Source organism: uncultured Acinetobacter sp. (assembly GCF_947624825.1).
GTDB lineage: Bacteria > Pseudomonadota > Gammaproteobacteria > Pseudomonadales > Moraxellaceae > Acinetobacter.
Window position 1 is genome coordinate 22970 of sequence record NZ_CANQLZ010000018.1, and the last position, 26412, is coordinate 49381.

Genomic DNA, 26412 nt, shown 5'->3' on the forward strand with positions numbered 1-26412 from the left:
GTTTTAGCATGGAGCCCAGTTTTTATTTTATTTTAATTATTTTTAAGGACGTGCATCATGTCACAGGCTGTTACTTTTGTTGTGGAACATGGTCAGCTGATTGGGGCAAGGCAGGTGCCATCGCCAAACTATAATCAGCGCCCACAAGGCACTGAAATTCAACTGTTAGTGATTCATAATATTAGTTTGCCACCATCGCAATTTGGCGGTGGCTATATTGAAAAATTTTTTCAAAATCAATTGGATTGGAGTGAGCATCCTTATTTTAAGACCATTGAAGGCATGCAAGTTTCTGCACATGTTTTGATTTTGCGCACCGGCGAAGTTTTGCAATTTGTGAATTTCAATGACCGAGCTTGGCACGCAGGCCGTTCAAGTTATTTAGGCAAAGCAGAATGTAATGATTATTCGATTGGCATTGAACTTGAGGGAAGTGATGATCAGCCGTTTAGTGACCTGCAATATCAGGCTTTAAGTCAAGTTACGCATGCTTTACGTCAAGCTTATCCAAAAATTTCCTCACATATTGCCGGTCATTCTGACATTGCACCACAACGTAAAACCGATCCGGGCCCGTATTTTCAGTGGCAAAAATTTCGTGACTTGTTACGTGATTCGACACATTTTGAATGATTTTAAGCATGCGATAGGGCATGCCTTTCTTTACAATAGCGTTCAATTTAATCTGTAGGTGCTTCTGATGGCGCTGTGGCGATCGACCTTTATTGTGAGTGCAATGACCATGCTCTCACGTGTCATGGGTTTAGTCCGTGATGTAGTGTTGCTTGGGGTGTTTGGTGCAGGCAAAGACTTTGACACTTTTGTCATTGCGTTTCGAATTCCGAACTTTTTTCGGCGTTTGTTTGCTGAAGGGGCATTTTCACAAGCTTTTATTCCGGTTTTAACTGAATACAAAACCACGCGTACCCATGCTGAAGTGCAAATTTTAATTAGTCGAGTCTTTGGCTGTTTAGCCACATTCATGACTTTATTGACTTTGATTGCCATGATCGCAGCTCCTGCCATTATGTATGTTTATGCGCCGGGTTTTCATGATGATGCAGAGAAATTTGCCTTAGCTACAGATATGTTTCGTCTCACGATTCCATATTTACTTTTTATGTCACTCACTGCATTTGCCAGCAGCATTTTAAACAGTTATGGCTCGTTTACGACGCCTGCATTTGCACCTGTATTGCTGAATTTGTCCATGATCGCAGGGGCATTGTGGCTCACGCCTTATATGGCAACGCCAATTATGGCTTTGGGTTGGGCGGTGATTGTGGCGGGCTTTTTACAACTTGCCTTACAAATTCCTGAGCTATGGCGCAAAAAGCTGCTGATTCCACCTAAAATTGATTTTAAACATGAGGGTGTAGAACGTATCTTAAAGCTGATGCTACCGGCATTATTTGGTGTTTCAGTCACGCAAATTAACCTATTGCTCAATTCTATTTGGGCTTCGTTTATGCAAGATGGTTCGGTGTCATGGTTATACAGTGCTGAACGTATGACAGAGTTACCATTGGGTTTAATTGGTGTAGCGATTGGTACGGTAATCTTACCGGCATTGTCAGCGCGTCATGCCGAACAAGATCAAACCAAATATCGCAATATGATGGATTGGGCCGCTAAAATTATTGTACTTGCCGGTGTGCCTGCGAGTTTGGCTTTATTTATGCTCTCGACCCCAATTATTCAAACGCTTTTCCAACGTGGTCAATTTACCCTAGCTGATACGCAAATGACGGCACTTGCCTTGCAATGTATGAGTGCGGGGGTATTGTCTTTTATGCTGATTAAAGTTTTTGCGCCAGGTTTTTACGCCCAACAAGACACGAAAACACCAGTGCGGGTGGGCTTAATGACTGTGGCAGTCAATGCGGTACTGACCTTAATCTTGATTGGTGTATTTAAGTTTATGGGATGGCAAGAAGAGCACATGGCATTGGCTTTAGCTTCTTCCGGCTCGGCTTTAGTCAATGCTGGCCTGTTATATTTTTATTTACACAAACGCGATATTTTCCGCTTTGGCACACATTGGAAAAAGCTCATGCTGCAATTTTTGATTGCCAATAGCTTAATGGTACTCGCCTTAGCCTATGCCTTAACTTGGTATAACGGAGATGTTGCAGAGTGGTTACGCGTAGCGCAAGTACTGGGCTTATGCATGGTAGGCGCGGTGACCTATGCTGTAGGTTTAATATTAACAGGCATCCGCCCACGTCATTTACGCCCATAATTAAAAAGACCGCCGAGGCGGTCTTTTTTTAATCTAAAATTGCTAGTAATTCAATATCAAAAATCAAAGTACTATTGGGACCAATAACATCGCCTGAACCAGTTTCAGCATAAGCTAAATGCGCTGGAATAAAAAAACGATATTGGCTACCCACAGGCATTAATTGTACGCCTTCAGTCCAACCTTGGATCACTTGCGAAAGCGCAAACTCAGCCGGTTGTTGGCGGGCAATTGAACTATCAAATACGGTTTGGTCGAGTAAACGACCTTCATAATGCACACGCACTGTAGAAGATGCTTTGGGTTTTTTAGCTTGCGTTGACTTTAGCACTTGATACTGTAAGCCAGAAGCGGTGACTTGAATACCTGATTTTTTTGCATTGGCTGCTAAAAAAGCCTGACCTTGTGCAAGGTTATCAGCCGCTTGTTTTTGAAATTCAACCAGGGCTTTACTTTCGCTGGCTTGACGATATTGGCTAATTGCTGTGCCCATGTCGGCTGTGCTTAAACTGGCATTTTTGCCTGCAAGTGCCGTTTTAAAGCCTTGTAAAAATGCATCAATATCAATATTTTTAAAGACGTCACTATTATTGTCAGCCATGCTGTAACCCAGACTATAACCGACTTGTTTTTCTAAGCTACTTTTATTGTTAATGTCAGCAGCAAAACTGGTACTACAAAAAGTTAAAGCAAGTACAGATAAGGTTTTTTTCATAACATGATCTCAAAATAAATTAAGGAGAGCATTTGGCTCTCCTTAAATACAGTGTTGAATTATTTAACTTCAATTAATTCAACATCAAAAATCAGCGTGCTGTTTGGTGGGATCATGCCTGAAGCACCTTGTTCGCCATAACCTAAGTGACTTGGAATATAAAGTGTCGCTTTGCCACCTTCTTTCATCAGTTGTAAACCTTCGGTCCAACCCGGAATGACTTGATTAAGTGGGAATTCAATTGGCTCACCACGTTCAACTGAACTATCAAAGACTTTACCGTCAACCAATTTACCCGTGTAATGCACTTTTACAACTGAAGTTGCAGTAGGTGATTTACCTGTCCCTTCTTGGGTCACTTTATACTGTAAACCTGATGCAGTAGTTTGCACACCCGGCTTGGTTTTGTTTTCCGTTAAGAAAGCATCACTTGAAGCTTCGGCTTGTGTTGTTTGCGCTTCTTGCTCGGCTAGCATCTCTTTTTGGAATTGCTCATAAGCCTGTTGTAATTGTTGTTCTGTATAAGCGGGTGCAGTACGCGCATGACCGTCACGAATACCAGCTACAAAACTATTTACGTCTAATTCAGGTGGAGTTTGATGAGCCACTTCATAGCCTAATGCATAGCTAATTTTTGCAATTGGCTTGGCATTTGGGTCAGCTTTAGCAGTTAGTGTTGCCGGATTTTGTGATGCATAGTAAACAGGTACAAGAGCAGCACCGCCTAAAAGCACTGCAACAGCGATGGGTAAGGCTTTACTCATAAGTTTTTCTCAAAAATTCTTCGGTCAAATACGTCGGGCGCAAGTGTACCGTGTCACCATAAAGATGATGGGATTAAACAATAGCTCTAAATATATGCTGATCAAGTTAAATAAGCTAGACGCTTTTTAGGTGCAAACACACTTTTTATACATATTATTTTAAATCAATCAATTAGATAGCTTTTAATGTACATATCTAAAAGCACAATTTGCTTCATGGTCGTTGACCATACCCACCGCTTGCATAAATGCATAACAAATTGTAGGTCCAATAAATTTAAAACCACGCTGCTTTAAGGCTTTAGACATTAACATACTGGCTTGTGTATATTGTGGAATGGGGTGTTCAGGACGCTGAACTGGCTGAGTAGAATGCTCGGCAAAACGCCATAACCATTGCTGCATTTCAAAGCCTTTACTTTGCATATTTTGCCATGCGATTGCATTATCACGAATAGAGCTAAGTTTAGCTAAATGACGAATCAAAGCTGAATCTTGTGATTTTTTCTGAAGCTCAGCGTCTGAAAGATTAGCAATATAGGCAATAGGATATTGAAAGAAATGCGCACGATAAGCGCTGCGTTTTTTTAAAACGGTGAGCCATGACAACCCAGCCTGTTGCCCCTCTAAACACAGCATTTCAAACAGCAAATGTGGTTCATGCACAGGACGCCCCCATTCTTGATCATGATAATCTTGATACATAGGGTCGGTGGAGCACCACGAACAGCGGCTCAGCATGGTTTGCTCCTCCTTATATACTCAATTAGAGTTTAAATTCTACCCATTGATCTTGTTGGTTATCCCAAAACCAAAGCTCAGCTTGTTGTAGCTCATTAAAATCGATCCAAATATCTTTACCGGTTTTTTCAGCAAAACCTGTACTAATTTGTAAGGCTTCGTCGCTAATTTCCATGATCCAGCCTTGATGGCTTTGACCTGCCAACACAATTTTTTGTTGATTGCCTGATTCAGCAAACTCTACCAGACGATTGATCAACGCTTCTGACATGAAAACTTCCTAAAATTAACGTAAATATAAAAATGGATTGACTGCACCACGCCCTTTACCTTGTAAATATAAACCGTAGTGCAAGTGAGGAGCGGTGGCTTTGGCATTACCTGTATTGCCTACAAAACCAAGATGTTCCCCACGACGAACATAGTCCCCAACTTTTAAGTCACTACGATGGACATCTAAATGCGCATAATAATGCCAGCTAGAACTAGGGCCGAGTATCCAAATTACTTTACCACCCAAATTGTTATTACGTAAGTCGGCAATGACACCTTCTGTGGCACTTAATACTTTTGTACCGCGTGGCGCCATAATATCAATACCTTCGTGACGACGTCCTTGACCGCGTGCCGCACCCCAAGTGTCACGTAGTTCATGGCTTTGAATACCTACAACAGGTAGGGTAAATTTTTGTGGTAAAGGGGTGTTTTTCAGGTGTGTACTTGGATCTTGAGGAATCGCTGGCGGGGCAGGTGGGCGTGTAGTACACGCCACTAAAATGAGGCTGAACAGTGTTAAAACAAGCAATTGATACGGCATAGATCACCCCTTGGGTTTTTATTATTATGGGGATGACTATGTCATACCTGAACAGCTGAAATCAATTTCTTCATTGCAGTGGGAATTCCCATGTCATGTGCCATTTCTGGTTTTAACCACTGACCACCCAACTGATTTAATATCTGTTGTTGTTGATCAGCAGGCACTTCAAAACATAAGGCTTCAAGTTGCCAAGTAAAATGCGTAAAGCTGTGGGTAATTTCAGCGCGTTGAATGACCTGACTTAAACCTAAATTTTGACATAAATCTGCAAATTGCTCAGGTTCTTCAATAATAGGTAAGCACCATAAGCCACCCCATAAGCCACTATGCGGACGTTGTTGCCATAGCCAATGTTGTTGATCTTTAATGAGTAACACTTGCGCTGATTTAACGGGAACGGGCTTCTTGGTTTTTTTAAACGGAAGTTGCTGCTCTAAACCTTGTTGGTGCGCCTGACAATGTGCCTGCATAGGGCAATATAAACACAAGGGCTTTTTAGGTGTACATACCGTTGCACCTAAATCCATAATTGCTTGGGTATAGTCATGATTACGCTTGGTGGGGCACAGATCTTCTGCAATGTTCCACATGTTGCGTTCATGTATTGGTTTAGATAAATCATCTTCAATGGCAAAAAAACGCGCCAACACACGTTTGACATTACCATCCATAATCACGCCATATTGACGTAAACCCAGCGACATCAAAGCGCCTGCGGTTGAGCGCCCAATACCGGGCAGTGCCATCCAACCTTCTAAATCAGTTGGAAAATGTCCTTGGCTTGCTACTATGCCTGCCGCTTTATGTAAATTACGTGCACGCGCATAATAGCCAAGCCCTGCCCAATAGGGTGCGACATCATCCCAATTTGCTGTGCCTAAATCGTTGACCGTTGCAAAGCGTTGAATAAAACGCTCAAAATACTGCAATACCGTTTTCACTTGAGTCTGTTGCAACATAATTTCAGAGACCCAAACTTTATAAGGGTCATCAGCCACTTGCCACGGTAAATCATGTCGACCATGCACATCAAACCAGCTTAATAACGCATCAGAAAAACGAAATTCACTCATAGCAACTCAGACTCAAAATGAGCGCATGAGTATATCGCATAAAAAAAGATGATGCCGAAGCATCATCTTGATTGCGTCAAATTAGGTCGTATTAAGCCGAAGCCTGCATGCCCCAACGTTCATCAAGTTGCAAATTTTTACCTTCATAACGTGGAATAATGTGCACATGCAGATGCTGAGCATGTTGACCAAAAATATCACCATCATTAAAGCCCACATGAAAACCTGCCGGTTGATGACGTAATACCAATTCGTTGCGCGCCAGTTCAAGCAATGACATCAGGCTTTTACGCTCTTTGTCCGTGACTTCAAAAAAAGAAGACACATGGCGCAGCGGAATAATCACACAGTGACCTTGAGAAAGAGGTTTTGGTTCAGGTAAAACCACACCAAAATCATTTTTAGCAATCACGTCGTATTCGTCAAAATCGCAGTAAGTACATGTCATGGTGATGCTCCTTATTGTTATAAAATGGGAAAAATTTAAGCTAAACGGCGCGCCAGTAGGGCATACATCGCATCTAAGCTTTCAGCTTCGGCTTGTGGGTTATAGCCTAAATCGACACCGTTGGCTTTGGCACGCTCATCGGCTTGTGGGTTACTAAAGCCATGCTTCGCGTCTTTAAAGATCATGACGTGATGCTCAACTTGGGCATTATGCATCTCTGCTCTAAATTTAGCCACGTCATCAAGGCTTACCATGCTATCAAGCTCGCCGTGTAACACTAAAATTTCTGCTTGAACTTTATCTTTTTCAGCTGGGGCATTGGCTGCAAGAGCGGCATGGAAAGTGGCCACTGCTTGAAGAGCTGCACCTGAGCGGGCTAAATCAAGTACCACCTTACCGCCATAGCAAAAGCCAATTGCGCCTAATTTGTTAGCATCCACTTGGTCTTGGGCGGCTAAAGTGGCTAAAGCTGCATTGGCGCGCTCTACAATGGTATGTGGATTTTGAAAGGTTTGCGTCATCCATTCATTGGCTTGACTTGCAGTTGTGGTTGATTTTTTATCGCCATACATATCAATGGCGAAAGCTGCATAGCCTTGTTGTGCCAATTCACGCGCGCGTTGTTCGGTATAACTGTTGCGTCCCCACCATTCTGGTGCAACCAAAACACCTGCTAGATTTTGTGCATGTTCTGGTGCTGCAAAGTAGCCAATCAATTGAGTGCCATCTGGTGCAGTATATTCAATTTCGCGTGTTTGAATGCTTAAGGCCATGAAAATTTATCCCTTTTTATAAAAGTTTCTCTTTAGCTTTAGTTGTACCTTATTACGCAAAAAAAAAGAAGAAGCGTGCTTCTTCTTTTTTATACAGATTATGTTGCTTTAGACTTTGCGAGAAAAGAAACCAACAATGGCTAAAATTACAGCCACAACCAATAAAATAACGGCAAAATCTTTAGATAAACCGGCTACGCCACCAAAGCCAAGCAAACTGGCAATTAAAGCGATAACGGCAAAAATAATCGCCCAACGGAACATGGTTTTCTCCCTCATATTGTTGTTATACCAATTAAAGTATAGAAGTCAGTAGCGCCAAGATTGTTAGGCTTTTGTTGATAAAGTGTTCAAATTACATATTAAAGCATAGGGAGAACTTGGATGAACGACCCAAAATTTAGCATGTGAAGCTGCTATAATCGCGCGTTTATAATTAGTATCTATGTGATGAGCACTGAATTACGTCCTGAGTTTTGGAAAAATTATAGCCTTGATCAATTAACTGGTGCAGAGTGGGAAGCACTGTGTGATGGCTGTGGTTTATGCTGCTTGATTAAACTTGAAGACGATGAAAGTAATGAGGTTGCCTATACCAAAGTGGCATGTAAATTACTCGACTGCCAAACTGGGCATTGCAGCGACTATAGCAATCGTTTAGCACATGTACCTGATTGTATTCAATTAAGCCCAGAAAAATTAAACACGATTCATTGGTTACCTAACAGCTGTGCCTATCGTCGTTTACATGAAAATAAACCACTGCCTACATGGCATTATTTAAATACAGGCTCGCGTGATAATGTCATTCAAGCGCGAAAATCTGTGGCAGGGCGCTGTGTATCAGAGCTTGATATTCATGAAGATGATATTGAAGATTATATTGTACGGTGGGTGCGTTAAAGGCTGTTGATTAAAGTAACGACTTCATCAATTGGCATTGGCTTGTGGAAGTAAAAGCCTTGCCCCGTGACGCATTGACGTTGTTCTAAGCTGGCAACATGTTCTGCGGTTTCTATGCCCTCAGCTAAGATTTCAATTTGCATAGATGGACCGAGTTGTCCAATTGCAGTCACGATGGCTAAAATACTTGGATCAGTGTGCATTTTTTCAATAAAACTACGATCAATTTTAAGAATATCAATTGGATAGTCTTTAAGACGCGTTAGAGAAGAATGCCCAGTACCAAAGTCATCAAGAGCGATACGGATGCCAGCATGTTTGAGCTTTTTTAAGGCTCTGAGTACATAACTTGCACCACGCGCTTCTAAACTTTGCTCAGTGATTTCAATTTCTATGAATTGTGGTGCAATATTATATTCATCTAAATGAGCCAGTAAACTCTCGGCATAATTGTCGCGTAAAAACTCAACTGGTGCTGCATTAATCGCCACAGGATGTAAGCGGATATTGTGCTCTAGACAGTAGCGAATATCACTAAACACCTTACGTTGCATTACTTCGCTCATGCGCGTGGCTAAAGCAAAGTCTTCAAAAGCAGGTTCTATATCTACCGGAGATTGGACTCCACCGCCTTGATCATACCAACGTAATAAAGCTTCAAAGCCGACAATTTTTCCTGTCTTTAAATTCACTTTTGGTTGGTAATACGGTACTACACTATCATGAAGTAAAATTTTACGCGCTAAGTTAAGCTTCTGTGCAGTACGCTCTAGCGCTTGCAGCATGTCATGATTAAAAGGTAAAACCCCACCGCCACCGGTTTTTTTAAGATCATTTAAGGCGGTATCCGCACAGCGAACTAAATGTGCAGCGCTACTGGCATTTTCAGGGTAACTGGCACAACCAATACTGATCCCACCATTGATGTATTGTGATTCATAATAAATTGGGGTGTCAAGTTGTTCAGCGGCACGCTGCGCGTAATCAATTAACTCCTGTTTAGATTTTAAATCAGGAATAATAATCGCAAACTCATCGCTACCAAAACGTGCAACTACCATAGGCTCAGGAAAAGCTTTTTTTAAACGATAGGCAAACACTTTGAGTAAATGATCACCTGCCATATGACCCAGCGTATCATTTAAATTTTTAAAACAATCTAAATCTAGCATGACCAAACCTACCGATATAGCATCAGCTTGTGCTTGTACAATGGATTGTTCAAGGAGTTGATGAAAGGCACGTCGATTATACAATTGCGTGAGATCATCAAAGGTATAGGCATGTTCAAGACGTTTTTCGGCAAGAATCTGCTGACTGGTATCTCTTGAAATACATAAGATATGTTTGACTTGCCCTTTTTCATCTAATAAAGGGGTTAACAGATTATCCCAGTGATAAATAGGTTCATCTCTACGTTGTGTCATACTTGAAAAACGTGCTTGATGGCCTTTTTGGGCTTTGGTTAAGGCTGTTACACCTTGAGGTTGTACCGTTTTATCGAGTAAGTTTAGCCAAAATAAATTATTTAATTTTTGTTCAGGCTCAAGTAACACATTACGACCAAATTGATTAATATAGGTGATTCGACCATCTGGGCTAAAGACTTTAATACAGTCGGCACTACTATCTAAAAACTTTTTTTGGTTAATCTGTTGCTGCTTATAAAGTTTTCGCTCTACCACATAATTGTGGATGCAATCTAAAGTGGCAATCCAATCCAGATCGGGATGTGGTTTAAATTGCACATTAATACGAAACCATTGATAACGCTGCTGTAAGTTTTTAATACGACATTCTTTTTGAAAATCTTGATTTAAAATAGAAGCTTCATCCCATAATGCAGTTAGATTTTCACGATCTTCAGGATGAATGAAATAGCCTATATGCTGACGAGCAGAATGATTTAAATTTTTGCCTAAGTATTGATTTAAGGCTGTATTACAAAAATAATGTTGGGATTTGGTCTTAATACACAGCAATTGCGGAATCAAGTTTAAAATATTTAAAGTACGTTCCGATGCAGAAGCGGCAAGAAGCCTCGAGATATGCGTTGGTATACTGCAATCCTGAGCATGAGAAATGGAGTGCTTATTTTTGAGCGAGGATTGCATTTTTTTCTTGATTACACTCTTGAAAAAATATTAAATCGTGAAAGAGATCACAGACTAAGCTTGAAGTATAGCAATAAACATCTGAATGCTAAATATTGAAACTTTCCATTTTTACGCATCTTCAACAAAAATAATATTTTATTATCATCGTATGTAAGCGAAGTATTTTAGTGATATTCAGCGACAACTAGCCATAGCTTAAAATTACATAGTAGACTTTGAATTAAGATCACTACAAGAATATGACGATGTCAGAGACTTTAATTCCACTACCTGAACGCTTAAGACCACGCGACTTAAGCCAAATTATTGGACAAGCACATTTGCTCGGTGAGCAAGCACCTTTAAGACAAATGATTGACCAAGGTCATCTACCTTCGTTAATTTTTTGGGGGCCACCAGGAGTTGGTAAAACCACCATTGCATTGTTATTGGCGCAAGCGGTAGACCGTCCTTTTATTAGTTTATCCGCGCTCAATACTGGGGTAAAAGAGTTGCGTGAAATTATTGCCGACAGCGGTGATTTACTGACGCCTGTGGTATTTATTGATGAAATACATCGCTTTAATAAATCACAGCAAGATGCCTTATTGAGCGCGGTTGAAAAGGGCAAAATTACCTTAATTGGCGCGACCACAGAAAATCCATCTTTTGAAGTCAATAATGCATTGTTATCACGTTGTCAGGTGTATCGTTTAAATGCCTTAGATGAACAGGCAATTGAACAGCTATTACGTTATGCATTACAGCAAGATCAGTTTTTAAAAGAACGCCATATTCAAATTGGCGAGTTTGATGCTTTAATTCAATTTGCAGCAGGCGATGCACGTAAAGCACTTAATTTACTCGATTTAATTGCCAATACTTTTGAACCTGATGTTGAAAATGTGATTGATAATGCTGTGGTAGTACGTGTGGCGCAGCAAAATATTGCGCGCTATGACCAATCTGGTGAGCAGCATTATGATTTGGTTTCAGCCTTGATTAAATCCATTCGTGGCAGTGATCCCGATGCCAGTTTGTATTGGCTAGCACGTATGCTTAAAGGCGGTGAAGATCCAGTGTTTGTTGCGCGGCGTATGTTAATTGCAGCATCTGAAGACATTGGTAACTCCAATCCCAATGCTCTGCTATTGGCTGGTGAATGTTTTCGCTCGGTACAGGCGATTGGTATGCCAGAAGCGAGAATTATTTTAGGGCAAACGGCTGTGTATTTGGCCACCAGTGCCAAAAGTAACAGTACCTATTTAGCCATTAATCGGGCCATGGAATTGGCTGAAAAGACTGCTAATTTAAGTGTGCCTTTGCATTTACGCAATGCACCAACCAAAATGATGCAGCAAGAAGGCTATGGCGTGGATTACCTATATCCACACAATTATCCTGAACATTTTGTCACACAGGATTATTTGCCGCCTGAATTAAAAGGGACTAAGTTATATACATCGGCTCGTAATAAACGCGAAGTAGAAGCTGAGCGTTTACAGCAAAGACGCTGGAGTGAAGAACAACAATAAATAAAATGAGGTGACAAGGATGTCAAAAAACGGCACAGGCATGTTCTGTTTAAATATTATTACGCGATTAGTTTTATGTGTGGTTATGTGTATATGGTTGTTATTGTTATACGCCAAATACGTGGGCTATCAACCAGGAACAGTATTTTTATAAAAAAAACCGAAGCATCAGCTTCGGTTTTTTTAAACTTGCTCTGAATTAAAGATCAGATAAGTCGATACCAATACGTGTAGCAACTTCTTCGTATGCCTCAACCACACCGCCTAAACCTTGACGGAAACGGTCTTTATCAAGCTTTTTCTTAGTGTCTTTATCCCATAGACGGCAGCCGTCTGGAGAAAATTCGTCACCAAGTACGATACGGTCGTGGAACACACCAAATTCAAGTTTAAAGTCAACAAGAAGCATGTTACCTTCAGCAAATAGTGCTTTAAGAACATCGTTCACTTGGTAAGTGAGTTCTTTCATGCGAGCAAGTTGCTCTGCATTTGCCCAACCCAATGCAATCGCTTGAGATTCATTGACCATTGGATCGCCAAGAGCATCATCTTTAAAGAATAATTCAAATGTTGGCGGAGTTAACTCTTTACCTTCTTCTACACCTAGACGACGGCAAAGCGAACCTGCAGCATAGTTACGAATGACACATTCAACAGGAATCATTTGTAATTTTTTCACTAAAACTTCAGTTGGCGTAAGAAGTTTTTCAAAGTGAGTTTCAATGCCGGCAGCAGCAAGCTTTTCCATAATAAAGGCGTTAAAACGGTTGTTCACCTTACCTTTACGCGCGAGCTGTTCAATCTTTTCACCATTGAATGCAGAAGCATCATCGCGGAAGACTAAGACTAAGTGATCAGCACTATCTGTTTCATAAACAGATTTAGCTTTACCAGTATAGAGCAAGGTTTGTTTTAACATGAGGGGAACCTTTTGCATAAAAAATGCCTAGTACGACTAGGCTGGCCAATTTTGGTAAATCTGGGTTAACAACTGCGCGGCAAGCTCTTGATTTGCAAAACTGCCATCTGTGTTGAATACAGCTAAAGTTTGCGTAGAACCTAAAGAGGTCAATTTGATGACAACAGCTTTGCCATCAAGTTGGACAGAGGCTTGATAACGATATTTGCTTGAACTTGTCACGGGGTAATTAAGGCTACTTAAAGTGGCAAGGGTATACTGCCAAACTTCATTGCTTTCACCTTCCATTTTAAGTAATGGATTTTGATTACCATCGACCAACGGGGTTGGGCGTGAGGTCGTTGTTGTCATTGTTTGAGCGGGCGTTGCTTGAGCCAACTGTGGGCGTGGCAAATCAAAACGATTGCCTTTGCTATTTTCAAATGCAGGTGCATTTTCAATGGCTAAAGGGTCAACTGTTGGCGCAGGATACAGCGGCGTTGATGGGCGTACCATCGCACCTTCAGGATATTGCAAAGGGCTCAGTTCAGTTGCTTTTTTATAGTCTAATGAACCATTGTCAAGTACAACCGAATTACAACCAACTAAGCTGATCGCGGAAAATGCGAGAATAAAACCAAAACGTAACTGCATCATAATTTGCTCTTATTAAATGAGGCCCACTTCCTTAAGTGCTTCACGAAGTGGCGCGCGATATGCTGGGGCAAGTGGAGTTAACGGTAAACGAATACCTGACTCAATCAAGCCCATTTCATGAAGTGCCCATTTCACAGGAATTGGGTTTGATTCACAAAATAAAATATTGTGAAGATTTGCAATTTTTGCATTTAAAGCAGCAGCTTCTTGGTGCTGACCTGCCAAACCTGCGGCACAAATTTCACTCATTGCTTTTGGTGCAATGTTAGCAGTCACAGAAATGTTACCTAAGGCACCTTGTTCAATCAGTTGATAGGCTGTGGCATCATCACCTGAATACACAGACATATTTTTTCCCTGTAAACCTGCAAGTAATGCTGTACCACGCGCAACATCGCCTGTTGCATCTTTAATACCCACAATTTGTGGAATATCTGCAAGACGAATCACAGTGTCATTGTGCATATCAACGCCAGTACGACCTGGTACGTTATAAAGGATTTGAGGTAAATCTACAGCTTCAGCAATCGCTTTATAGTGTTGATATAAACCTTCTTGGGTTGGCTTATTATAATAAGGGGTCACCAATAATGCAGCATCTGCACCTAAAGCTTTGGCTTCTTTTGTCAGCTCAATTGCTTCATGTGTTGAATTTGCACCCGTTCCGGCAATAATTGGAATGCGCTTGTTGGCAACACGAATAATTTCTTTAATTACTTGTGTGTGTTCTGCCATGCTCAAGGTTGAGGCTTCACCCGTTGTACCCACTGCCACGATACTGTTGGTACCTTGCTCAATGTGCCACTCAACGAGCTTCTCAAGACCCTTCCAATCTACGCTGCCATCTTCAAACATAGGGGTGACGATTGCGACAATTGAACCCTGAATGGTCTGTGCTTGTTGAGTCATTTGAAAAAATATCCTATTTGTCCATCCGATTACGGTTAGAAAAACATGAATTTGGATGGATTTGTATTTTGATTTGTAAGTAAATCAACGTGATTTTTTGAACGCTGAGTCTACTTAGCTAAATTATGACTGATGAAACGCATAAGAACAATATACTTTTTTCATCGTCGATAAAAACAATAGCTAAAGTTGAGAAAAGATGGGGTCGTTAAACTTTTACTTTCTCTGCATTAGACATGTTAAAGGTAAAGCAAATTGTAATTAAACACTAGTAATTTTCTGAATATTTATATAAGACTTAAGCCATAAAAACTCATGCAAAAAGTTATTTTGTGGTGCTTTATGCTAGTTTTTTAATCAATTTAAGATTAAATAGCGATTATCATATATCTATAATGTATATTTAACGGATAATAAATAACTGTAAATGATCTGTTTAGAATAGGTTAATAATTGCTTTTAACTATTAATCGCTTTCTAGGGATTTTTTTGTAAAAATCAATAACTTGAGTAATTAATACTAATTTACTCGGATTTTTTGACTAAAATTAAATCATATTAATTGATTTTAAGACTATCAAAATCACTCAGAAAAAAAATAACTTTCCAATAAATTATCAATATACCCTTTCTAAATGCGCATTTTCTTAAACTTATTGATAGCTCGTATAGAGATGCACTCTTCGCCATGATTGCTGGCTAAATTGGCCACTGATTGCAACAAAGGAGTATCCAATGCAAAGATCAGATAACAAACACGCGGTGACTACAGTCGCGATTTGTTTCCTTATTGCCGTGATTGAAGGTCTAGATATTCAAGCTGCAGGTATTGCAGCTGCCGGTATTCGTGAAAGTTTCGGCTTAAATAGCTCTCAACTCGGTGTGTTCTTTAGTGCAGGGATTCTGGGTTTATTACCCGGTGCACTTGTTGGTGGTCGTATTGCCGATCGTATTGGTCGTAAGACGGTATTGATTTGGTCGACTGCAATTTTCGCTGTCTTTACTTTATGTACTGTATGGGTCAATAGCTTTAACAGTTTACTTGCAGTACGTTTCTTAGCAGGTGCAGGTTTAGGTGCGGCGATGCCAATCTTAATTACTCTTGCATCGGAAGCGGTATCTCCACAAAACCGTGGTCGTGCTGTAGGTCTTATGTACTGTGGTATGCCAGTGGGTGCTGCAATTTTATCGTTAATTGCAAGTACAGAATTTGGTGCGAATTGGAAAAATATTTTCTATCTAGGTGGTTTATTACCGATTATTGTAATTCCAGTGATGATGTGGTTATTACCTGAATCTAAGGAATACTTAAAAGCCAAAGATTTAGCTGCACAAGCGCCAGTAGGTTCAGCAGCTCAAGGTGGATCTTTTGCAGATCTATTTAACTCGCAAAATCTGCTGCGTACCTTATTTATTTGGGTAAGTTACTTCTTTACATTGATGGTGGTTTACATCATGTTAAGTTGGTTACCTTCATTGTTCCAAGAGCTTGGCTTTAGCCGTAAAGAAGGTGCAACTGCACAGTTCTACTTCATGGTCACTGCAACGATTGGTACGATTATTCTTGGTATGTTAACTGACCGTTGGAAAAAATCTTACGTTATTATCTTAATGTACGGTGGTATTTTAGCAGGTCTTATCGCTTTAAATGCGGCAGGTTCATTAACACAAATGTATCTTGCTTCTGCTTTAGTGGGTGCGTTCGTGATTGGTTGCCAAGGCGTATTATATGCTTTTGGTGGTATTGTTTACCCAACTGAAGTACGTGCAACCGGTGTTGGTGTTGCCTCTGCGGTAGGTCGTGTAGGTGCAATGCTTGGACCTGCCATCGCTGGTTCATTATTGACAGCAGGCTTTGGCGCTACAGGTGTAATCTCAGCTGCTATCCCATGTATTATTATTTCAGCAGTATTTATGCTGATCTTAGTGAAACGTATGCAAACTCAAGACGCGCAATAAGTTTCAACCTTGATATAGCCCACATGATGTGGGCTATTTTTTTGCCTAAAAAACGTAGCTTAACCATCTATAGATCCGCTAGGATGCTAACAAAATGCAATGTTGATGGATAACGAACATGAACAACAAAAGTGTCTTATTGGTGGTTGATGTACAAAATGGTTTTACACCGGGTGGTCATTTAGCAGTGGCTGCTGCCGATCAAATTATTCCGTTAGTTAATCAATTGGCAGCGCAATTTCAACAGGTTGTGCTGACCCAAGATTGGCATCCTGTTGATCATATTTCCTTTGCCGAACAACACCCAGATAAACAGGCTTATGACAGTGTGCAACTGGATTATGGCAATCAAGTGCTATGGCCAACACATTGTGTACAAGGCACGCATGATGCCGATTTTCATCCCGATTTAAATATCAATCATGCCCAACTGATTATTCGTAAAGGCGTTAATCCACACATTGACAGCTATTCTGCCTTCCAAGAAGCAGATCGAAAGACTACGACAGGTTTGGCTGGATACTTACGTGAACGTGGCATTCAACGTGTATTTGTAGTGGGAATAGCCACCGACTTTTGTGTAGCGTGGAGTGCCATAGATAGTGCCAATTTAGGCTTTGAAACCTACGTGATTGAAGATGCCTGCCAAGGGATAGATCTAAATGGTTCGCTGGCGCAAGCATGGCAAGCAATGCAACACGCAGGGGTACATAAAATTCAGGCAGCAGATGTTGCGCAAATTCTAAATGCAGATCAAAACCATGCATAAATTTTTAGGTTTTTCTAATTTTATACAAAAGACGTTTGCGCTTTGGGTACTGCTCTTTGCCTTACTTGCAATGCTCAGTCCAAATACTTTTATATGGCTTAAAAGCTATATTCCGTGGATGCTCGGCATTATTATGTTTGGTATGGGCATGACCATGACTTTGGCTGATTTTAAAGGTGTGATGCAAAGTCCTAAAGCGGTGTTGATTGGGGTGGCGGCACAGTTTATCGTAATGCCAAGTTTGGCTTTTATGTTATGTAAGCTGTTTAATTTAGCGCCTGAAATTGCCATTGGGGTAATTTTAGTGGGTTGCTGCCCCGGTGGTACGGCATCTAATGTCATCACCTATATGGCAAAAGGCAATACAGCGCTGTCGGTGGCATGTACGTCGGTGTCGACTTTACTAGCACCGTTACTGACACCAGCAATTTTTTACTTGCTTGCCAGTCAATGGATTGAAATTAATGCATGGTCGATGCTGACTTCAATTTTACAAGTGGTGCTGTTACCGATTGTATTGGGGCTTATTGTACGTGGTATTTTAAAACACAATATTCAATATTATATGCCGGCGATGCCATTGATTTCAGTGGTGGCGATTGTAGCCATCGTGGCAGCCATTATTGCTGGCAGTAAGGGACAAATCTTAGAGTCAGGATTATTAATTTTAGCCGTGGTAATGCTGCATAATGGTTTAGGCTACTTACTTGGTTATTGGGCAAGTCGTCTGTTTAAATTACCTTATGCCGATGGTAAAGCGATTGCCATTGAAGTGGGAATGCAAAATTCAGGTTTAGGAGTAGCTTTAGCCGCGGTGCATTTTGCTGCATCACCAATTACGGCTGTACCAAGTGCGATTTTTAGTTTATGGCACAATATCTCAGGACCTGCACTTGCCACCTATTGGGCGAGTCGTCATCAAGATTAAAAAAAAGGGATGCGATGCATCCCTTCATTCTTATGCATTGCTTGCAGATTTACTCTTTAAAATCTCACTACGGATCTGTTGAGCGACTTCAGCAGTTTGCGCGTCCATACCACTGATCATAAAGGCATGACGAGTCAGGGCATTGCTTGGATTAGGCAGGGCCACCAATTCGTAATGATCACTCAATTGTTTGAGTAATTCATTGGCCAATTGCAAGGCACTTTCTTTGGCTACTAGCTGTTGCACTAAACGCTCTGCTGCTTGTGCCGCAGACAAGTGCATAGCAGGCACGGCAGTCGATAAAGCGGTGCGTGTTTGTAGCACAAAGCGTTTATCCTCACGGTAACGCTTATACAGCACCTCAGACAGCAATTGGAACACGTTGCTAATCATCACCAAACATTTCACTGCATCGGCTTTTTCAGAAGACACGCTCAGCATCGCGCCGTGTTCATTAAAGTTCTGTACCAACACCACATCAGGACTATTGAGTTTGTAATGCTGTAAACATAAGTCGATACTTTTGTTTAAGAACAACTGACACAAATTAAAATATGGCACCGCCACAGTTGGACTGACCGAATTGAGTAATTGTTTCGGGTCATAATATTGAATACTTAATGCCACCGCAGATTGATCAAGCACTACAGGTTTAATCTCTTTGAGCTTAGGTTTGTTTTGCGCTTGTTGCTCAATTTGTGCCAATGCTAAAGCTGTATTGTGCTTTTCTTGCTCTAAAGCTTGGCTTAGGGTTTGTAATTCATGTTTTAGACGCGCTTCGTGATTAATACGTTCTAAATATTCTTTACGGCTTGGGCGGGCAATGGCACGGTAAATCAGCCACAACACGCTATGGGCAATTAAAGACACCAAAATCATGAGCCATTGGTTACGCAAAATCTCGCCTGTACTTGGTTGCACGAGGGTAATTTCAATGCTGCCAATTTTTTGTTCATTTTGGATGGCATCGCGAACGAAGACTTCACCTTCACGGGTTTTGGCTAAGCCACCTGTGGCTAAGACCTGTTGATTGGCATCTAAAATACGAATTGAAGCCACACTTGGATTGGTGGCATAACGATTCGCTAACAACGCTAAAGACACCGTATTGGCGGGCTCAAGCTCAGTTAAACTGTCTGTAACCAATTGGCTGGTCATCAACTGACCTTGATTGGCACGGTTTTCATTCAGTTGATGAGTTGTGGCTAACACCAATAAAAAGGTGTGTAGGGCAAAACTTACAATGAGTAGGCTAGCAAATAGCCCTTGTCTAGGCGCATTCAACGTAAACTTCCAAGGCAATTCGATTCAATTTCGATTATGATTCTAACAATAGTTGTAGCTCAGACCCGAGTCAATTCATGCGAGAAATCATTCTTATTTCATTTTTAGGGCCAGACCAACCTAATCAGTTTACTCGATTAATGCAGGTGTTGTCCGTTCATTCCTTACAAATTCTTGATGTCGGTCAAGCCGTCATTCACAACCAGCTCACTTTAGGCATTGTGGTTGCTTCAGAAGACCAAACCGCAACCGCGCTTGCGATGAAGGAAATTCTGATTTTAGCACACGAAATTGGCTTAACTGTGCGCTTTAAACCGATTACTCAAGTGCAATATGAGCAGTGGGTCAGTGAAGGTGGGCGTACACGTTATATTGTCACCGCGCTTGCCCCTGAGCTTGAAGCCTCTCATTTACAAGCCGTAACTCAGATTGTTTCAGAGCAAGGCTTTAACATTGAAACTGTAACCCGTCTTTCAGGGCGTCCAGTACTCAATGAGCCAGAACAAAGTAAACGTGCGTGTGTTGAGTTTGGTTTAAAAGGCCAAATGCTCGATGCAGCAGCCATGCGTGCAGCGTGTTTGAGTTTGTCTAATGAACTCAATATGGATATTGCAGTACAAGAAGACAATGCTTACCGCCGTAATCGTCGTTTAGTCTGCTTTGATATGGATTCAACTTTAATTGAGCAAGAAGTGATTGATGAGCTTGCCATTGAAGCAGGTGTAGGTGCGCAAGTGGCTGAAATCACCGAGCGTGCTATGCAAGGGGAGCTTGATTTTCAAGAGAGTTTCCGTGCCCGTGTTGCGCTGCTCAAAGGTATGGATGCTTCAGTGCTTTCTAAGATTGCTGAGCGTTTAACCATTACCGATGGTGCAGAACGTCTGATTTCAACCTTAAAAGCACTGGGTTACCGTACTGCGATTTTATCGGGTGGTTTTCAATATTTTGCCGAATATCTACAAGCAAAATTAGGCATTGATGAAGTGCATGCCAATATCTTAGATATTCAAGATGGCGTAGTCACAGGCGAAGTCAAAGGTCATATCGTTGATGGCGCGCGTAAAGCCTTATTACTCAAGCAAATTGCTGATGAAATGGGTATTTCACTCGAGCAAGCCATTGCGGTAGGCGATGGTGCCAACGACTTACCTATGCTTTCAATTGCAGGCTTAGGTGTGGCTTTCCGTGCTAAGCCATTGGTACGTGAAAATGCCAAACAAGCCATTTCAAGCGTTGGTTTAGATGGTGTGTTGTACTTGCTTGGCGTGCATGATAAAGACTTAAATCGTGATGCATAACTATTGAGCATCAATTAAAAAACGCAGCTTAAGGCTGCGTTTTTTTCACGACAAGGTATGTCGTTTTGAGTGCTCGCTTACGTTTTTTTATAGCTTCAATTGCGCATAATAGCAGCGACGAATTTAGCGAAAGCGAACATTGCGGAGCTGATGAATGATTGTATTACTGTTGATAAACGTGGTGGTATTGTACTTTGCCGCGCCTGATCGCCGTTATGTGTTGGCGGCACTCACTTTATTGATGATTGAACTGTTTACCTTAAGCATGATGTGGCTATTTAATTTATCTAGCTTGATGGCTTATGGTTTAGGATTTGCCTTGTTGATGTTAGGTTTAGTTGTATTATTGTTGCGTGAAGATCGTCATTTACAACAACAAAATAAGTCGCCACAGCAGCCTATTGAACATACGCCTTTAGAGAGTGACAGCCATTATCTTGCACATAAGTTTTGATTTTTATTGTCTTGGCGCTCGCTTAGCGCTTGTTATACAAAATAAAATTTAAATTGTGCTAGCATGCATAATTTATAAACAATTAAAAATAGGCTGTTTACATGAAATTTCCAAAACTCCCTGTGGTGAAGTTACCGCTGGTTGATGTCAGTACCGATCCGCTTGATTTATTGGTCAGTGGTTTAGTGTTACGCATGAAGCAACTTGCCCGCAGCAATCCTAAATTTATTGACCTGATTCAAGAGCGTCAATTTCGTTTAGAGATTGCAACGCAGCAGGGCATGGTCCGTCAAATTGTGGTAGATCATGGCAGAGTTTCAACAGTTTCAGGACGTCAAGCAGCCGCAGATTTTGTTTTAGAATTTGAAAACAGCGAACAAGCGGTAAAAACTTTAATCAAAGGCGATACTTCAGCCATTATGAGCGGTGTACAAAACGGTTCGATTAAAATGGAAGGTGATTTTAGTTTGTTGGTTTGGCTTAGCCGTAGTGCACAGTTGGTCGTGCCTAAACAAGTGAAAACTAAAGTTAAGCAAGTGCGCCGTTTGATCCAGCAAAAAATGGGTCGTTAAGATAAAGCCCGCAATCGCGGGCTTTATTTTTATTCAATGTCTAAGTTAAAAGTCACCGGTCCATCATTGACCAAATGCACTTTCATATCGGCGGCAAAAATACCGGTTTGTACATGCGAAAATTGGCTTTTGGCATATTCAACCAATTGTTCATATAAAATTTTAGCTTCTTGAGGTGGCATTGCCGGCCCAAAATCAGGGCGTAAACCTTTTTGAGTTTGCGCCATCAGGGTAAATTGTGACACCAACAACAAACCACCACCGGCTTGGCTGATGTTCCAACCCATTTTGCCTTGCTCATCATCAAAAAAACGATACTTTAAAATCTTATCAATCAGCTTTTTGCCTTTGTCTAAATTATCGTCTTTGCCCAGTCCTAAAAAAACCAAAATACCGTGTTCAATTTCACCTGTGATTTGACCATCAACTATAACTTTTGCTTCTAAAACTCTTTGTAATAATGCGCGCATAAATTAACCAAAATCATATATTTCTCAGCTTGTTTTCAATTGTAGCAAAACTACATAATCCCTCGTAATGATAAAAAATATTAGCCTTTAAATCTTTGATAGAAAAATATTTTTGATTTATTAAAGATCAATTTGAGAAAACGATGGAGCTAATAAAAATTATCATTTTTACCTCTAAACTAAATTTTAGTACCTTATGCTCTGCAGGAAAGGTATTTATTGAGAGATGACATTCATGTTTAAGCGTTCTTTGCTCGTAGCTATGCTTGCAGCAGTTACTGCTGGTGTTCAAGCTGCGCCATTAACTAAAGACAATGGCGCACCGGTTGGCGACAACCAAAACTCTATCACCGCTGGTGAATATGGTTCAGTTTTACTACAAGATGTGCAATTAGTACAAAAATTACAGCGTTTTGGTCGTGAGCGTATTCCTGAGCGTGTAGTACACGCACGTGGTACAGGTGCTTACGGTGAATTTGTAACCACTAAAGATTTATCTGATTTAACTGTTGCTTCAATGTTTAAAGCAGGGACTAAAACGCCTGTTTTCTTACGTTTTTCTACAGTAATTCACCCTAAAGGTTCACCAGAAACTTTACGTGACCCGCATGGTTTTGCAGTTAAATTCTACACCAAAGAAGGTAACTGGGACTTAGTGGGTAACAACCTACCTGTATTCTTTATTCGTGATGCAATCAAATTCCCTGATTTCATTCATGCAATGAAGCCATCTCCAGTAAACAATGTTCAAGATCCAAACCGCGTATTTGACTTCTTACAAAGTCAGCCGTGGGCAGTGAACATGTTGACCTATGTTTACTCAAACAACGGTATTCCAACCAGCTACCGTGAACAAGACGGTTTTGGCGTACATGCATTCAAACTTTACAACGATAAAGGCGAATACAAGTATGTGAAATTTAACTTCCGTTCTAAGCAAGGCGTAAAAGGTCTTAACCTTGAACAAGCTGCAATGATGCAAGGTAAAGATTTCAACCACTTAACTAACGATCTTTACAACAACATCAACGCGGGTAAATTTCCTAAATGGGATCTTTACATCCAAGTATTAGATCCAAAAGATTTAGACAAGTTTGATTTTAACCCACTTGATGCAACTAAGATTTGGCCAACAAACTTAGTACCAGAAACAAAAGTAGGTACTTTAACGCTTAATCGCATGCCGAAGAACTTCTTCAATGAAACTGAGCAATCAGCTTTAGCACCTGCGAACTTAGTACCGGGTATCGAGCCATCAGAAGACCGTCTATTACAAGGTCGTATCTTCTCTTACTCAGATACGCAAATGTACCGCTTAGGTGCCAACCATCAGCAACTTCCTGTAAACCGTCCAATTGTTGCTGTAAACAACAACAATCAAGAAGGTTTCATGAATATGTCTGAGCCTGATTCTAATGTAAATTACGAACCAAGCCGTATGGAGCCAAAACCTGCAACAGCTAAAGCCAAAGCTGTAAACACACCACTTGACGGTACTGTTCTTCAACAAGCAATTAAGAAAGAACAACCATTTAAGCAAGCAGGTGAGTTATACCGTTCATACTCAGCTCAAGAAAAAACTGACTTGATCCGTAACTTAGCTGCAGACCTTGGCGCAGTAAAAGATGCAGAAACCAAGCACATCATGTTGTCTTACTTCTACAAAGCTGACGCTGACTACGGTACGCGTTTAACAGCAGCTGTGAAGGGTAACCTTGCAACTGTAAAAGCAAAAGCTGCTCAATTAAAAGACTAATTTTAATTAGTCGTTGAGATTGGTGATTGGTGCATCTCGGAAATCACCTCCGTTAAGTCCTGTAAAACTCAATTCCTTTCCTGCACCCTAGGGGAGTTTTACAGGCACTATTGGTTTGACATCATTCAATCTATCTATAGGAACAACCATGAATTTATTTAAAAGCATGCTGCTGACTGTAGCTTTAGGCTTGTTTGCTGTATCAAGCCAAGCACAACCAATCCATACAGCAGTCAAACAACCTGCTCAGCAAGAACTGATTGATCTTTATTTTGCCGCGGCTCGCACAGGCAAGCATGAAGTCATTCAAGAATTTTTAAAGCATGGCTTCCCCGTTGATATTAAAAATCACGATGGTTACACAGCTTTAATGATGGCAAGCTATTATGGACATCAAGACATTGTGACCACTTTAATTGAGCAAGGGGCTGATCGTTGTCTACGCGATAATAAAGGCAATACAGCGTTAATGGGCGCAATTTTTAAATTGGAATGGTCAATTGCAAAGCAACTTAAAAACGTGGATTGTGATGTAAATGCCAAACAAACGGGTCACAAAACTGTGACTGAATTTGCTAAAGTCATTGGGCAAGATGAAAAGCTTCAACAGCTTTTAAAAGAATGATGAAGGTCAATTAAGGTTGACCCTTTTTAAGCTTAAGTTAAAAAACAAGCAATAAACTACTTGAGAAAATTAGATGTTAATCCTATTATAATTTTATGTAAAATTACGATATATTTTGAATTATGGAAAATAAAACTGCTCGCTTAACTGTACTCATTGATCCTGTAAAGAAGCAAGCTTTTGAAGAACTCTGTGCTCAGCAAGATCTCAAGCCTTCGCAAGTGGTGCGTCAATTGATTCGGGATTATTTAAAGCAACATGGTGTCGATTATGCCACTAAAATACAACAATCCAATGCATCTGAACGTACTGAATAAGTGCGCTGTCGAGGCAAAAAAAATCTGTCATTGCTGACAGATTTTTTTATGTCATTTCACAATTAAGCGAAATCTAGACCTTTTTCAAAGCCACGTAATTCATGACGTGCCATTGCAAGGTTTGATTTTTGACGGTCTAATACAAGGTACAAGAACAACTCATCGTTACGGTCAAGCGGACGCATTAAGTGATATTGTTTACCTAAAGTAATTAAAATATCTTCAATTTTGTCATTTAGTTGTAGTGCTTTTGCAGTTTTTACTTTTGCACGAATTACTTCAGTGTTACCAGCAGCTGCTAATTCTAAGTCTAAACCACTACCTAAAGTTGCTAGTGCAAGGCCACTTGAGCTGTCTACAAGTGCAGCTGCTACAAAGCCGTCAATTTCTGCTAATTCATCTAAAGTCAATTTAGCCATGGTGGGTCCCCTGGGTGGTATAAAAATAGAGTAAAGATTTTACTTTTTTTAGCAAAACAATACATTTTTTGCTAAGAACTATGCTAATTAAAAAGCTTATCTATTGCAATAAAATATAATTAAAAAAATATTTAATCATCATTAAATTAACATAATATGTTAATGTTTTGTGATGTGGTTATCAAAAATAATAAGAACAGTCTAAATGCTAAGTGAAGTTAAACTGATTAATTAAAAACTAACATGACTTTATGCGCCAAATGATGACAGATATACATTAAAAATGTAAAAAATGCCCCAGAATCGTTTTTTTTGATTTGCAACTGTCAATTAAGTTTTTATAGTGAAGATAGGAATTCTTCACGAGCAGAATATGCAACCCATCATTCAATCCTTGCTGGATACTGACCTGTATAAATTTACCATGCTACAGGTGGTATTACACAAATTTCCTCAAACGCATAGCGTCTATCATTTTCGCTGTCGTAATTTGGAGCAGACTGAATATCCTTTGGTTGATATTTTGCCTGAACTCCAACAACAGCTTGACTACTTATGTGAACTTAAATTTAAAGAAGATGAACTGACTTATTTACGTAGTTTGCGTTTTATTAAAAGCGACTTTGTTGATTATTTAGAATTGTTCCAACTCAAACGTCGTTTTATTAAAGCGGGTATTGACCATGAAGGTCGTTTGGATATCTGGGTCGAAGGACCAATGGTACAGGCGATGATGTTTGAAATCTTCGTGCTGGCCATTGTGAATGAGTTATATTTTAACAAGATCCGTTCAGCATCTGTCTTAGAACAAGGTCAGCTGCGTTTAAAAAATAAAATCGCCTTAATGCAAAGCTATCAAGCGCAGCAAAATCCTGAAGATCCGCCATTTTTGGTGTCTGATTTTGGTACGCGTCGTCGTTATAGCTTTGAATGGCAAAAACATGTGGTACAACAATTTCATCAAGCCGTACCTAATATTTTCCGTGG

At 40.4% G+C, this 26412-nt stretch carries 29 protein-coding genes and 1 pseudogene; 14 read left to right on the forward strand and 16 right to left on the reverse strand.

What is annotated here, in order from left to right:
* The first annotated feature begins 57 nt into the window (after positions 1–57).
* Positions 58–633 (forward strand): 1,6-anhydro-N-acetylmuramyl-L-alanine amidase AmpD, encoded by a 576-nt coding sequence (gene ampD / locus Q0017_RS05865; protein ID WP_297427119.1) that lies wholly within the window; start codon positions 58–60, stop codon positions 631–633.
* A 58-nt stretch (positions 634–691) separates the two neighbouring features.
* A complete protein-coding gene (murJ, locus tag Q0017_RS05870) occupies positions 692–2242 on the forward strand; it encodes a murein biosynthesis integral membrane protein MurJ (protein ID WP_297427121.1) in 1551 nt (516 codons plus the stop codon).
* A gap of 28 nt (positions 2243–2270) precedes the next feature.
* Here murJ and Q0017_RS05875 read toward each other — a convergent pair whose 3' ends face one another.
* The 9 genes from Q0017_RS05875 to Q0017_RS05915 form a co-directional block, all read right to left on the reverse strand.
* Positions 2271–2957 (reverse strand): FKBP-type peptidyl-prolyl cis-trans isomerase, encoded by a 687-nt coding sequence (locus Q0017_RS05875; protein ID WP_297427124.1) that lies wholly within the window; start codon positions 2955–2957, stop codon positions 2271–2273.
* 59 nt (positions 2958–3016) lie between these two features.
* Positions 3017–3721 carry an FKBP-type peptidyl-prolyl cis-trans isomerase gene (locus Q0017_RS05880; protein WP_297427127.1) on the reverse strand — a complete coding sequence of 235 codons (705 nt, stop codon included), beginning with the start codon at positions 3719–3721 and terminating at the stop codon, positions 3017–3019.
* A gap of 183 nt (positions 3722–3904) precedes the next feature.
* Complete coding sequence (locus tag Q0017_RS05885) at positions 3905–4462, reverse strand: DNA-3-methyladenine glycosylase I (protein ID WP_297427130.1); 558 nt, start codon at positions 4460–4462, stop codon at positions 3905–3907.
* A 25-nt stretch (positions 4463–4487) separates the two neighbouring features.
* The gene (locus tag Q0017_RS05890) at positions 4488–4733 is read right to left on the reverse strand and encodes a hypothetical protein (RefSeq protein ID WP_297427133.1); all 246 of its coding nucleotides are present in this window, start codon (positions 4731–4733) and stop codon (positions 4488–4490) included.
* Positions 4734–4748: 15 nt separating this feature from the next.
* Entirely contained in the window at positions 4749–5279 is a 531-nt protein-coding gene (locus tag Q0017_RS05895) for a M23 family metallopeptidase (protein WP_297427135.1), read from the reverse strand.
* A 41-nt stretch (positions 5280–5320) separates the two neighbouring features.
* Positions 5321–6355: an A/G-specific adenine glycosylase gene (mutY, locus tag Q0017_RS05900; RefSeq protein WP_297427139.1), complete on the reverse strand. Its 1035-nt coding sequence runs from the start codon at positions 6353–6355 to the stop codon at positions 5321–5323.
* A 91-nt stretch (positions 6356–6446) separates the two neighbouring features.
* Positions 6447–6803 (reverse strand): HIT family protein, encoded by a 357-nt coding sequence (locus Q0017_RS05905; RefSeq protein WP_297427141.1) that lies wholly within the window; start codon positions 6801–6803, stop codon positions 6447–6449.
* Positions 6804–6838: 35 nt separating this feature from the next.
* The gene (locus Q0017_RS05910) at positions 6839–7576 is read right to left on the reverse strand and encodes a dienelactone hydrolase family protein (protein WP_297427144.1); all 738 of its coding nucleotides are present in this window, start codon (positions 7574–7576) and stop codon (positions 6839–6841) included.
* A 108-nt stretch (positions 7577–7684) separates the two neighbouring features.
* Positions 7685–7840 (reverse strand): DUF1328 domain-containing protein, encoded by a 156-nt coding sequence (locus Q0017_RS05915; RefSeq protein WP_122900757.1) that lies wholly within the window; start codon positions 7838–7840, stop codon positions 7685–7687.
* Positions 7841–8026: 186 nt separating this feature from the next.
* On the opposite strand from Q0017_RS05915, the gene Q0017_RS05920 reads away from it, so the two are divergent.
* Positions 8027–8479: a YcgN family cysteine cluster protein gene (locus Q0017_RS05920; protein ID WP_297427150.1), complete on the forward strand. Its 453-nt coding sequence runs from the start codon at positions 8027–8029 to the stop codon at positions 8477–8479.
* Here Q0017_RS05920 and Q0017_RS05925 read toward each other — a convergent pair.
* Entirely contained in the window at positions 8476–10593 is a 2118-nt protein-coding gene (locus Q0017_RS05925; protein WP_297427153.1) for an EAL domain-containing protein, read from the reverse strand. The genes Q0017_RS05920 and Q0017_RS05925 overlap by 4 nt on opposite strands.
* A gap of 248 nt (positions 10594–10841) precedes the next feature.
* Between Q0017_RS05925 and Q0017_RS05930 the strand changes: the two genes are divergently transcribed.
* Positions 10842–12110: a replication-associated recombination protein A gene (locus tag Q0017_RS05930; protein ID WP_297427156.1), complete on the forward strand. Its 1269-nt coding sequence runs from the start codon at positions 10842–10844 to the stop codon at positions 12108–12110.
* A 199-nt stretch (positions 12111–12309) separates the two neighbouring features.
* On the opposite strand, the gene purC is transcribed toward Q0017_RS05930, so the two are convergent.
* The 3 genes from purC to dapA are packed head-to-tail and all read right to left on the reverse strand — an operon-like array spanning position 12310 to position 14574.
* A complete protein-coding gene (gene purC / locus Q0017_RS05935; RefSeq protein ID WP_297427159.1) occupies positions 12310–13029 on the reverse strand; it encodes a phosphoribosylaminoimidazolesuccinocarboxamide synthase in 720 nt (239 codons plus the stop codon).
* Positions 13030–13065: 36 nt separating this feature from the next.
* A complete protein-coding gene (locus Q0017_RS05940) occupies positions 13066–13662 on the reverse strand; it encodes a lipoprotein-34 precursor (NlpB) (protein WP_297427237.1) in 597 nt (198 codons plus the stop codon).
* A 15-nt stretch (positions 13663–13677) separates the two neighbouring features.
* Entirely contained in the window at positions 13678–14574 is an 897-nt protein-coding gene (dapA, locus tag Q0017_RS05945; RefSeq protein ID WP_297427162.1) for a 4-hydroxy-tetrahydrodipicolinate synthase, read from the reverse strand.
* A gap of 735 nt (positions 14575–15309) precedes the next feature.
* On the opposite strand from dapA, the gene mhpT reads away from it, so the two are divergent.
* From mhpT to Q0017_RS05960, 3 genes are all read left to right on the forward strand, one after another.
* Positions 15310–16533 (forward strand): 3-(3-hydroxy-phenyl)propionate transporter MhpT, encoded by a 1224-nt coding sequence (gene mhpT / locus Q0017_RS05950; RefSeq protein ID WP_297427164.1) that lies wholly within the window; start codon positions 15310–15312, stop codon positions 16531–16533.
* Between the two features lie 118 nt (positions 16534–16651).
* The gene (gene pncA, locus Q0017_RS05955; protein ID WP_297427166.1) at positions 16652–17302 is read left to right on the forward strand and encodes a bifunctional nicotinamidase/pyrazinamidase; all 651 of its coding nucleotides are present in this window, start codon (positions 16652–16654) and stop codon (positions 17300–17302) included.
* Positions 17295–18230, forward strand: a complete 936-nt coding sequence (locus tag Q0017_RS05960; protein ID WP_297427170.1) for a bile acid:sodium symporter family protein — start codon at positions 17295–17297, stop codon at positions 18228–18230. The genes pncA and Q0017_RS05960 overlap by 8 nt, the downstream gene beginning before the upstream one ends.
* 30 nt (positions 18231–18260) lie before the next feature.
* On the opposite strand, the gene Q0017_RS05965 is transcribed toward Q0017_RS05960, so the two are convergent.
* Positions 18261–19514 (reverse strand): hypothetical protein, encoded by a 1254-nt coding sequence (locus Q0017_RS05965; protein WP_297427173.1) that lies wholly within the window; start codon positions 19512–19514, stop codon positions 18261–18263.
* Positions 19515–19591: 77 nt separating this feature from the next.
* Here Q0017_RS05965 and serB point away from each other — a divergent pair, with 77 nt between their 5' ends.
* From serB to Q0017_RS05980, 3 genes are all read left to right on the forward strand, one after another.
* Entirely contained in the window at positions 19592–20812 is a 1221-nt protein-coding gene (gene serB, locus Q0017_RS05970) for a phosphoserine phosphatase SerB (protein WP_297427177.1), read from the forward strand.
* A gap of 154 nt (positions 20813–20966) precedes the next feature.
* Positions 20967–21266 carry a hypothetical protein gene (locus tag Q0017_RS05975; RefSeq protein ID WP_297427180.1) on the forward strand — a complete coding sequence of 100 codons (300 nt, stop codon included), beginning with the start codon at positions 20967–20969 and terminating at the stop codon, positions 21264–21266.
* A gap of 101 nt (positions 21267–21367) precedes the next feature.
* Complete coding sequence (locus tag Q0017_RS05980; RefSeq protein ID WP_297427183.1) at positions 21368–21838, forward strand: SCP-2 sterol transfer family protein; 471 nt, start codon at positions 21368–21370, stop codon at positions 21836–21838.
* Positions 21839–21867: 29 nt separating this feature from the next.
* Here the strand turns inward: Q0017_RS05980 and dtd are convergent, their stop codons facing one another.
* Positions 21868–22308: a D-aminoacyl-tRNA deacylase gene (gene dtd / locus Q0017_RS05985; protein ID WP_298144016.1), complete on the reverse strand. Its 441-nt coding sequence runs from the start codon at positions 22306–22308 to the stop codon at positions 21868–21870.
* Between the two features lie 235 nt (positions 22309–22543).
* On the opposite strand from dtd, the gene Q0017_RS05990 reads away from it, so the two are divergent.
* From Q0017_RS05990 to Q0017_RS06000, 3 genes are all read left to right on the forward strand, one after another.
* Positions 22544–24064, forward strand: coding sequence for a catalase (locus Q0017_RS05990; RefSeq protein WP_298144019.1), 1521 nt, complete (start codon positions 22544–22546; stop codon positions 24062–24064).
* Positions 24065–24212: 148 nt separating this feature from the next.
* Positions 24213–24689: an ankyrin repeat domain-containing protein gene (locus tag Q0017_RS05995; RefSeq protein ID WP_298144022.1), complete on the forward strand. Its 477-nt coding sequence runs from the start codon at positions 24213–24215 to the stop codon at positions 24687–24689.
* A 122-nt stretch (positions 24690–24811) separates the two neighbouring features.
* On the forward strand, positions 24812–25006 hold the full coding sequence (locus Q0017_RS06000) for a CopG family transcriptional regulator (RefSeq protein ID WP_298144024.1): 195 nt from the start codon (positions 24812–24814) through the stop codon (positions 25004–25006).
* A gap of 62 nt (positions 25007–25068) precedes the next feature.
* On the opposite strand, the gene Q0017_RS06005 is transcribed toward Q0017_RS06000, so the two are convergent.
* Positions 25069–25425, reverse strand: a complete 357-nt coding sequence (locus Q0017_RS06005) for a roadblock/LC7 domain-containing protein (RefSeq protein ID WP_297427195.1) — start codon at positions 25423–25425, stop codon at positions 25069–25071.
* Between the two features lie 373 nt (positions 25426–25798).
* Here Q0017_RS06005 and Q0017_RS06010 point away from each other — a divergent pair.
* Positions 25799–26412, forward strand: a pseudogene (locus Q0017_RS06010) (nicotinate phosphoribosyltransferase); the annotation flags it as partial.

Bases quoted from the DNA above. Each gene is read 5' to 3' on its own strand.
- ampD (WP_297427119.1), top strand. From the start codon at position 58: ATGTCACAGGCTGTTACTTTTGTTGTGGAACATGGTCAGCTGATTGGG.
- Q0017_RS05875 (WP_297427124.1), bottom strand. From the start codon at position 2,957: ATGAAAAAAACCTTATCTGTACTTGCTTTAACTTTTTGTAGTACCAGT.
- Q0017_RS05880 (WP_297427127.1), bottom strand. From the start codon at position 3,721: ATGAGTAAAGCCTTACCCATCGCTGTTGCAGTGCTTTTAGGCGGTGCT.
- Q0017_RS05885 (WP_297427130.1), bottom strand. From the start codon at position 4,462: ATGCTGAGCCGCTGTTCGTGGTGCTCCACCGACCCTATGTATCAAGAT.
- Q0017_RS05890 (WP_297427133.1), bottom strand. From the start codon at position 4,733: ATGTCAGAAGCGTTGATCAATCGTCTGGTAGAGTTTGCTGAATCAGGC.
- Q0017_RS05895 (WP_297427135.1), bottom strand. From the start codon at position 5,279: ATGCCGTATCAATTGCTTGTTTTAACACTGTTCAGCCTCATTTTAGTG.
- mutY (WP_297427139.1), bottom strand. From the start codon at position 6,355: ATGAGTGAATTTCGTTTTTCTGATGCGTTATTAAGCTGGTTTGATGTG.
- Q0017_RS05905 (WP_297427141.1), bottom strand. From the start codon at position 6,803: ATGACATGTACTTACTGCGATTTTGACGAATACGACGTGATTGCTAAA.
- Q0017_RS05910 (WP_297427144.1), bottom strand. From the start codon at position 7,576: ATGGCCTTAAGCATTCAAACACGCGAAATTGAATATACTGCACCAGAT.
- Q0017_RS05915 (WP_122900757.1), bottom strand. From the start codon at position 7,840: ATGTTCCGTTGGGCGATTATTTTTGCCGTTATCGCTTTAATTGCCAGT.
- Q0017_RS05920 (WP_297427150.1), top strand. From the start codon at position 8,027: ATGAGCACTGAATTACGTCCTGAGTTTTGGAAAAATTATAGCCTTGAT.
- Q0017_RS05925 (WP_297427153.1), bottom strand. From the start codon at position 10,593: ATGCAATCCTCGCTCAAAAATAAGCACTCCATTTCTCATGCTCAGGAT.
- Q0017_RS05930 (WP_297427156.1), top strand. From the start codon at position 10,842: ATGTCAGAGACTTTAATTCCACTACCTGAACGCTTAAGACCACGCGAC.
- purC (WP_297427159.1), bottom strand. From the start codon at position 13,029: ATGTTAAAACAAACCTTGCTCTATACTGGTAAAGCTAAATCTGTTTAT.
- Q0017_RS05940 (WP_297427237.1), bottom strand. From the start codon at position 13,662: ATGCAGTTACGTTTTGGTTTTATTCTCGCATTTTCCGCGATCAGCTTA.
- dapA (WP_297427162.1), bottom strand. From the start codon at position 14,574: ATGACTCAACAAGCACAGACCATTCAGGGTTCAATTGTCGCAATCGTC.
- mhpT (WP_297427164.1), top strand. From the start codon at position 15,310: ATGCAAAGATCAGATAACAAACACGCGGTGACTACAGTCGCGATTTGT.
- pncA (WP_297427166.1), top strand. From the start codon at position 16,652: ATGAACAACAAAAGTGTCTTATTGGTGGTTGATGTACAAAATGGTTTT.
- Q0017_RS05960 (WP_297427170.1), top strand. From the start codon at position 17,295: ATGCATAAATTTTTAGGTTTTTCTAATTTTATACAAAAGACGTTTGCG.
- serB (WP_297427177.1), top strand. From the start codon at position 19,592: ATGCGAGAAATCATTCTTATTTCATTTTTAGGGCCAGACCAACCTAAT.
- Q0017_RS05975 (WP_297427180.1), top strand. From the start codon at position 20,967: ATGATTGTATTACTGTTGATAAACGTGGTGGTATTGTACTTTGCCGCG.
- Q0017_RS05980 (WP_297427183.1), top strand. From the start codon at position 21,368: ATGAAATTTCCAAAACTCCCTGTGGTGAAGTTACCGCTGGTTGATGTC.
- dtd (WP_298144016.1), bottom strand. From the start codon at position 22,308: ATGCGCGCATTATTACAAAGAGTTTTAGAAGCAAAAGTTATAGTTGAT.
- Q0017_RS05990 (WP_298144019.1), top strand. From the start codon at position 22,544: ATGTTTAAGCGTTCTTTGCTCGTAGCTATGCTTGCAGCAGTTACTGCT.
- Q0017_RS05995 (WP_298144022.1), top strand. From the start codon at position 24,213: ATGAATTTATTTAAAAGCATGCTGCTGACTGTAGCTTTAGGCTTGTTT.
- Q0017_RS06000 (WP_298144024.1), top strand. From the start codon at position 24,812: ATGGAAAATAAAACTGCTCGCTTAACTGTACTCATTGATCCTGTAAAG.
- Q0017_RS06005 (WP_297427195.1), bottom strand. From the start codon at position 25,425: ATGGCTAAATTGACTTTAGATGAATTAGCAGAAATTGACGGCTTTGTA.